The sequence below is a fragment of the Thermolongibacillus altinsuensis genome, from assembly GCF_004341205.1.
In the GTDB taxonomy this organism is placed as follows: domain Bacteria; phylum Bacillota; class Bacilli; order Bacillales; family Anoxybacillaceae; genus Thermolongibacillus; species Thermolongibacillus altinsuensis.
In genome coordinates, this window is record NZ_SLUL01000031.1 from 1 (window position 1) to 7264 (window position 7264).

Sequence of the window (7264 nt, forward strand, 5' to 3'; positions counted from 1 at the left end):
TAGTTAGGGGTCAAGGCCTTGACACCCTGTATCATACCAAGGGGACTTTTTTTGTTTCAAACCTCATTTTTCCTCATTACAGGAATGCTCCTTTAAGGAGACGCTTTACTTACAGTATTTCAAAGAAAAACAATTTTCATACAGAGATATTGCGTATGAGTTTGATCGAACAGTAAGAATGTATAAACTCAAAAAGCCCTTCAATTCATAGAATTCGAGGGCCTTTCCATGTAACATAATATCTATTATGTTGCAATATGTCCAAACCATATAGCTTTGCTTAGAATAGGATATTATGAGAGAGAGATATGCATCGTTTGCCTTATACGTACAAACATCTCTACTCTACATGGTATCAATATTCGAACAGATCCTCCAATCTTGGAGGCATTAAAACCCTTTCCCGCAAACGAGAAAGGGCTTTTTATCGAGTTAAAGTTCCAAATTCATTAGGGGGCTAATGAAAACATTGCGGAACATTTACATGCTTGAGACTTGTGGTTTTTTATCCTGTTTACGTAAACGATTCGGTGCCGTTAAGTAAACAAGCCCGTTTCCTTCCAATGCTTTTGAAAAGCCTAGCGAAATTGTACGTTTAATTAATTGAGCATAAAGTTCAGGTTCTGTAAGTTTTCGTCCAAACTCTTTTTCGGATAATTGCTTGATTAAAGCCAAAGCCCCCGAAACATGAGGAGTTGCCATCGATGTACCGCTAAAAACAGCGAATTTTCCGCCTGGAATGGTGGAAAGAATTTTTTCCCCTGGTGCAACCACATCTATTTCCTTATTGGAATTTGTAAATCGAGATATTTGACCAGCGAGGCTGACGGCTCCAACCGAAATCACTTCATTGTAGGCTGCTGGATAAGAAAGTTCTTCCGTTCTTTCGTTTCCGTCTCCTTCATTTCCTGCTGCGCATACAACTAAAATATTGTTTTCAACCGCTCTTTTAACTGCTTGATGTAATTCCGGCACATCGGAAGGACCGCCTAACGACATGGAGATAATATCTACTTTTTGATCGACAGCGTAGTTAATGGCATTTATAATCCATTCATATTTACCTGTTGCCGACCCGGGATTGTTTGGATCATTTGCCAACACTTTTAAAATTAATAGTTTTGCTTCAGGGGCGACACCGACTACGCCTTGATCATTTTCTGCTGCGGCGATCGTACCTGCCACATGCGTTCCGTGGCCGTTATAATCTGAATAATTGTCAACATCACCGTTATCATCTGTCGTGAAGTTTCTACCGCTCATAATTCTACCTTTTAAATCAGGATGGTTTCGATCACATCCAGTATCAATGACCGCAATCACAACGTCTTTCCCTTTTATGCCTTCTTTCCAAACCTCAGGTGCTTGTACCATACGGACGCCTTCAGGGATTTCCTTTACATTCTCAAGCTTTTCTTCAATCTCAAACGGAATCAAACGAATCGTATTTTCCATACGAATCCCTCCTAAAAATTAATAGGCAAAACAGGTACAACTCCACCAAAAACCAAATACACAATTCTGAACTTTCTGTAAATTATACCATAAACATGTCCCACAAAATAGATTCTTTAGTCTGATTTTTTGATTTATCATCCAAAAGTTATATAAATTAGCATATCGAAACTCCCACTTCAAATGAAGTTAAGTGGAGGGCTGTTCACACATATGCTATTCTAATGATGATAAAAAGAAAAAACAGAAAAGGTGTTTGGCATGAAATCATACATCGTCGTTGGAGCCGGAATATTAGGAGCATCTACCGCTTATCACTTAGCAAAAGAAGGAGTTTCTGTAACGTTAATAGACAGGGGTGACAAAGGCCAAGCAACGGATGCCGCGGCTGGGATTGTTTGTCCATGGGTTTCCCAGCGTCGAAATAAGCTTTGGTATCGCCTAGCGAAAGGTGGAGCGAGATTTTATCCTGTTTTAATAGAAGAACTTAAATCCTATGGTGAAACGGAAACGGGATATGAGCGTGTAGGAGCAATCTGTCTCCATATAGATGAGAAGAAACTTCAAAAGATCGAGGAAAGAGTATTACAACGTCGTGAAGACGCACCGGAAATGGGTGAAATTACGCGAATGTCTTCGGAGGAAACAAAGGCATTATTTCCGCCATTGGCAGAGGAATATAGCTCCATACACGTAAGCGGCGCCGCTCGCGTCAATGGAAAAGCACTGCGCGACTCCTTAGTTAAGGTAGCGCAAAAGCTTGGGGCTACTTATATCAGAGGAAACGCAAAACTCATCCATGAAGGTGATCGAGTAATCGGTGTCGAAGTAAACGGAAAACAATATGTAGGAGATGCCGTCATTGCAACGGCTGGTGCGTGGTCAAAAGAGCTGCTTCTTCCGTTAGGGATTGAATTTTTAGTGACGCCTCAAAAAGCACAAATCATTCACCTTGAAAGGCCAGAAAGAGATACAGACAACTGGCCCGTTGTCATGCCGCCAAACAACCAATATCTCCTTGCCTTTGAAAATGGCCGTGTCGTTGTCGGAGCAACTCATGAAGATAATCTTGGCTTCGACTACAGAGTAACGGCTGGTGGATTGCATGAAGTGTTAGACAAAGCGTTAACCGTAGCACCAGGGTTAGCCAATTGTACTCATCTAGAAACAAGAGTTGGCTTTCGTCCATACACTCCTGGATTCCTTCCAGTATTTGGAGCACTTCCAGGTTTTAAAGGCATCTATGTCGCAAACGGATTAGGCGCATCAGGACTCACAGCGGGCCCTTACTTAGGTTCTGAACTGGCAAAGCTTGTGCTTGGAAAACCAACAGAATTAGACCCTCATGACTATGATGTCGCTGGAGCCATTAAGAAAATAGAGTAAACGAACAGCACTTCATACGCAATTGTACTCGGATGAACCGCTCCCGCCTACATGTTATTTGGAGGTGGGATATTAAAATACAAAAAAGCTGATGGCTACTCATCAGCTTTTTCTTTTCGCTCTTTTGCTAGTTTTTCAAACACTTGGTTATACGATAAGCCGGACTTGGCATTTTGTTTTTTCACTTCTTCAATATCCGTGCCGGCTATAGTGTATTTTTTATTTTCCATCGAATTCACACTGCCCCTTTGTCCAATTAATAAAGTTGGTTAAAATCCGGTTGTTGCCAGGCACTTATACATTTCGACGCGACAAAAATGCCAATGAGTGGCCCGAGCAACACCCATTTAATGCCTGTTTCGTTCCTCGTCATCCTGCTCTCTCTTTCTTCATTATCCTTCATTATCGTTTTCTTTTTTCTTTCACGATCGCTTTTTCGTCTTGCTGAAAACTTGTGTGATATTCAACAAGACCAATGTTACAGCCTGGACCAATGATGATGCGGTCCCCCCTGACGATTTTGGCATCGGTATGTTCTAAATAAATGTCGTCCCCTTCAATCGTTTCCGTTACTAACTTTGCCGAATCGCGTGCAAATCGTTTCAAAAAGTGAAGAATATTCAATGTTTTACTTCGCTTGACGTGAATCGTTTTCCCGCCAATTTCGGTGATTCGGCTATCGGCAAAATGAAGGTACAATTCGACCCGCTCCGCATTTAGCGTGCTGCCAATCTCCACAGCGCCTTTGACAGAAAACATGTCCGCCTCACAATCGCGGGACACTTTCATTTCTCCGTAACCGTGAATCGTTCCTCCTGTTACATTGCCATCTACATGGGCGGCGCCGCGGAGATGAAAATCATGCGCGATCGCATTTCCGCGTATATTTATTTCCCCAAACAGCTTGATCGTTTCTCCTTGAACATTTCCTCGTATGTTCGCTTGACCAAAGATGTGGAACGACTTTGCCTCGATATTGCCGCTCACATCGGCATTGCCAAACACTTTACAGCGATCACACCACAAATCACCGTTAATGGTAGCATCACCACGAATGGTCACCTTATGAAACGTTCCTCCCGAAGTGAGCGCTGATCCGTTTACGGTTAAATGGCGCACATGATTTCCCACGTCTCTCCCTCCTTCACACTTTTTTATAAGTACCGACTTTGGCTTCCGGATCACATTGAAATTCACTTTGATATTCCACGACTTCAATGTCGCATCCAGGACCGATCGTCACCCGGTTTCCTCTGACTGCTTTCGCGCTCGTATGCTCTAAATAAATTTCATCCCCTTCGATGCTTTCAGCGGTCAGACCAGTATGAAATAACAGTTTTTTCAAAAATGTCACGCCTTGCTGTTTTACTTCAATGCGTTCTCCGCCGATTTCTTTTACCTGACAATGTCCGAAAAGCTTTATTTGAATATTCCCGGCATTTAATAAACCACCGATGGTAAAACCACCCTTTGCCTTAAATTGTTCCGCGTCACAATCTCCTTCAATCACTGTCTCTCCATGAATATGCACTTCATCCGCCGATAAATTCCCGTCTACATTTGCGCTTCCGTGGCAATCAAATTGTTTGCATTGTACATCCCCGCCAATCCGGACGCTTCCGCGAATGACTGCGTGTTCCGTTTTTAACGCTCCCGTCATGCGGGCTTTTCCGGATATATGTACCGCCTTCGCTTTCACGCTTCCTTCCATCGTTACCGTCCCGTGAATCGACATATCATGACAGTCGATATCCCCATGCACCTTTCCTGTTCCAGAAATTTTGACCAAATTGTATAGACCGCCCGAAGCACTTCCAGCCCCAGATATAACTAAGTCTCTCCGCTCCACGCCTTTATCCCTCCGACACCAACAGTTTTAATTGCTCTACGCAAGTCGGTACATGAAGACGAACAATGATTTTCGCCTTTTCTTCGACATAGACGTCATTTCCGCTTGCTACTAATAAACATATCGATATTCCCATTTTCCGTACAAAAAGCAACTCACAGCTCCGGCCTTGAAATGCGGAATAATGTTGCTCGAATACATCGAACACGCCTTTTCCTTCTTCCAAACTAATTTCCCCTGTTTGTAGCAATTGATCAAGAATATAAAGCTGCAACAGTTCGTTGAAGGAAAAAGTGTGCTGCTCTCCTTTTTGTTCCATATAGAATTGCATCGTCACTTTCGTAACAATGTTACGTTTTATAACTTCGTCTCTATGGAGAGTAATCGCAGCAGGGTTCGGTGAAAACATATTTGCCAATTCATCGAGCGACAGATCATCTTTCATCTGTTTAATTTTTTCGATTCTCGCTAGTATTTTTTCTTTTGGAAAAAACGTTTCTTGCCCTGTAAACGTCGATTTTCGAATAAACCATTCTTCGGGAATTAATTTTTTCCGTTTCCACCGATAAAGTTGACCGTAAGAGATCCCTGTTCTCTCCAACAATTCTTTTTTCGAGATTAATTCCTCCTCCACTATGAGCACCTCCCTTGCTATATAATGTAACATAACAATGTTACGTTGTAAATAAAAAGAGAATTTTTATAGGTTTCTGCTGACTCTTCTCCTTCGTCTCTAATATCGATAACGCTACCTGGGAAATATTGTTCTTTTTCTTTCATCTTTTTCACCTCACGAGTAGTTTTCGTCATGAGGCAGGCAATTTATGTGTTTAAAAGTTATTAATGGGTCAAACAGTCCCTTTGCATAACCTTCCTGAAATTAGAAAAAACCACGAATGCAAACGAGGAGGGATGATGGTGGACAGAAAAACGAAAAACAGAAATTTGAAATTCATTCTCATGAGAGTAAGAGGTTGTATGCTACTACGAAAAAAGAGCTGACTGTCATTACAGTGCAACTCTCCTCCACTTCTATACGATCCATCTTTGACAGAATGCGGGTCGTGATCAGGCACTTGTACCCTATCCTCTGTCATTACGCGTTAAACTTTCCGTTGTTCTTCTCGAAAATACAGGTAGGATTTAACAAATAAATATAAAACTCCGCCTAACGTAATGGCTAAAAACAAGATAAAATTCCATATCCCTTCAATAAATACCGTCAGCATCAACGCGAATCCCATTAACACAAACACTTTTCTGCCTATACGATGCGTCTTATCCCAAACCGTTTCACTCTCTAACGTCCATGGTGTTCGAATCCCAACGAAGTAGTTACGTTTGAATTTTGGCATGTAGTTTCCTAATACAATAAATAAAACACCGACACCAATTGGCACAAATAGTCCCACATCTACGGGGAACCCTAAGTTATAGGCTAATGTAATAACATGAAAAGCGATGAAAAAGAGCGCAAACACATTAATTAACATGTTATAGCTGCCTTTAAATTTTTCATCGTTTGCTTTTTCCGGATCCATTTTTGGTAAAAGAGCCATTAACAACAAGCACCAAGTCATGGCTAAAGGAAGAATAAACGCACCAAACCATTTGCTGCTGTACCCGTCCGCTTCACCAGCTAGGTTCCAATGAATGGCCACTTCATCAGGTAAATAGGGGATGGCGATTAAACTTAACAAATAACTAAAAACCATTAACATGACCACGAATCGATTTGTTTTCATCATTTATCTCCTTCCTTTTGCATTTGAATCCTGCTTTGAAATTTCTTCAACTCTTATATCTTAATATTCACAAAATTTACACAAATATTAAAGGTTCCTTAAGTTAAAATTTATAATAATTATAATATAGCTAAATTTTTAGGAGGGATAAAACAAAAATGAAAGTTTCAAAGCCAATTTTATCAGTGGTAAGTTTAATGTTTTCGGCAATTATTGTTTATGGCACCGCCTTGGTAACGAGGTTATTTAAAGGACATTTTTTGTTAGAAAATGGATTGTCTAACTTCGGGTATATATTATTAACATTAGATATTGCAGTACCAATTATTTTATATATCTTGATTGCTAACGGTATATATAAGAATCATATTTTTGAAGTCATCTCTTTTGCAGGTCTATTTATCTTGTTAGTATTCTTTCCAGTTTATTTTTCATCAGTGTCAGAAAACTCCAATATGAACCTTGTGGAATCGAAGAGGTTCATTATCGTTATTTTAGTTATGGTAGTTCTTTTTGTCGCAACTTCGCATTTTGCAGTTAACGACAAGAAATTGGAGGAATCGATTTTATTAAAGCGAAAGAGAGAAGAAAAATCAAGATATTAGACTGAATTTTCCGATAAAAACAACAAAAAGAGACTCGCATGATTTCTTGGAATCAGCGGCTCTCTTTTTCTGTTATTCTATCAATCTTTAACACACTTCGATATATGATGAGCTCAATTTTCCGACATAAACAAGCTTTTCTGCCACTTCCCCGAACGAAAACGCCATCAGACAAATGAATTTGTCTGCCATGCGTTTTACGTTCGGGATCGGCATGCTAGAAG

General features: G+C 40.5%; 9 protein-coding genes. 2 read left to right on the forward strand and 7 right to left on the reverse strand.

Annotated elements, in window-relative coordinates:
* Positions 1-480 precede the first annotated feature (480 nt).
* Positions 481-1455, reverse strand: a complete 975-nt coding sequence (locus tag EDD69_RS15050) for a S8 family peptidase (protein WP_132949709.1) — start codon at positions 1453-1455, stop codon at positions 481-483.
* Positions 1456-1716: 261 nt separating this feature from the next.
* On the opposite strand from EDD69_RS15050, the gene EDD69_RS15055 reads away from it, so the two are divergent.
* A complete protein-coding gene (locus tag EDD69_RS15055) occupies positions 1717-2841 on the forward strand; it encodes an NAD(P)/FAD-dependent oxidoreductase (RefSeq protein WP_132949710.1) in 1125 nt (374 codons plus the stop codon).
* A gap of 95 nt (positions 2842-2936) precedes the next feature.
* Here the strand turns inward: EDD69_RS15055 and EDD69_RS15735 are convergent, their stop codons facing one another.
* The 6 genes from EDD69_RS15735 to EDD69_RS15075 form a co-directional block, all read right to left on the reverse strand.
* The gene (locus EDD69_RS15735) at positions 2937-3071 is read right to left on the reverse strand and encodes a hypothetical protein (RefSeq protein WP_279388158.1); all 135 of its coding nucleotides are present in this window, start codon (positions 3069-3071) and stop codon (positions 2937-2939) included.
* A 172-nt stretch (positions 3072-3243) separates the two neighbouring features.
* On the reverse strand, positions 3244-3972 hold the full coding sequence (locus EDD69_RS15060; protein WP_132949711.1) for a polymer-forming cytoskeletal protein: 729 nt from the start codon (positions 3970-3972) through the stop codon (positions 3244-3246).
* Positions 3973-3985: 13 nt separating this feature from the next.
* Entirely contained in the window at positions 3986-4690 is a 705-nt protein-coding gene (locus tag EDD69_RS15065; RefSeq protein WP_132949712.1) for a polymer-forming cytoskeletal protein, read from the reverse strand.
* A 4-nt stretch (positions 4691-4694) separates the two neighbouring features.
* Positions 4695-5324 (reverse strand): YhbD family protein, encoded by a 630-nt coding sequence (locus tag EDD69_RS15070; RefSeq protein ID WP_132949713.1) that lies wholly within the window; start codon positions 5322-5324, stop codon positions 4695-4697.
* 17 nt (positions 5325-5341) lie between these two features.
* On the reverse strand, positions 5342-5470 hold the full coding sequence (locus tag EDD69_RS15740) for a hypothetical protein (RefSeq protein WP_279388159.1): 129 nt from the start codon (positions 5468-5470) through the stop codon (positions 5342-5344).
* 323 nt (positions 5471-5793) lie between these two features.
* On the reverse strand, positions 5794-6435 hold the full coding sequence (locus tag EDD69_RS15075; protein WP_207893291.1) for an SdpI family protein: 642 nt from the start codon (positions 6433-6435) through the stop codon (positions 5794-5796).
* A gap of 158 nt (positions 6436-6593) precedes the next feature.
* Here EDD69_RS15075 and EDD69_RS15080 point away from each other — a divergent pair, with 158 nt between their 5' ends.
* Entirely contained in the window at positions 6594-7040 is a 447-nt protein-coding gene (locus EDD69_RS15080) for a hypothetical protein (protein ID WP_132949715.1), read from the forward strand.
* The last annotated feature ends 224 nt before the right edge of the window (positions 7041-7264 follow it).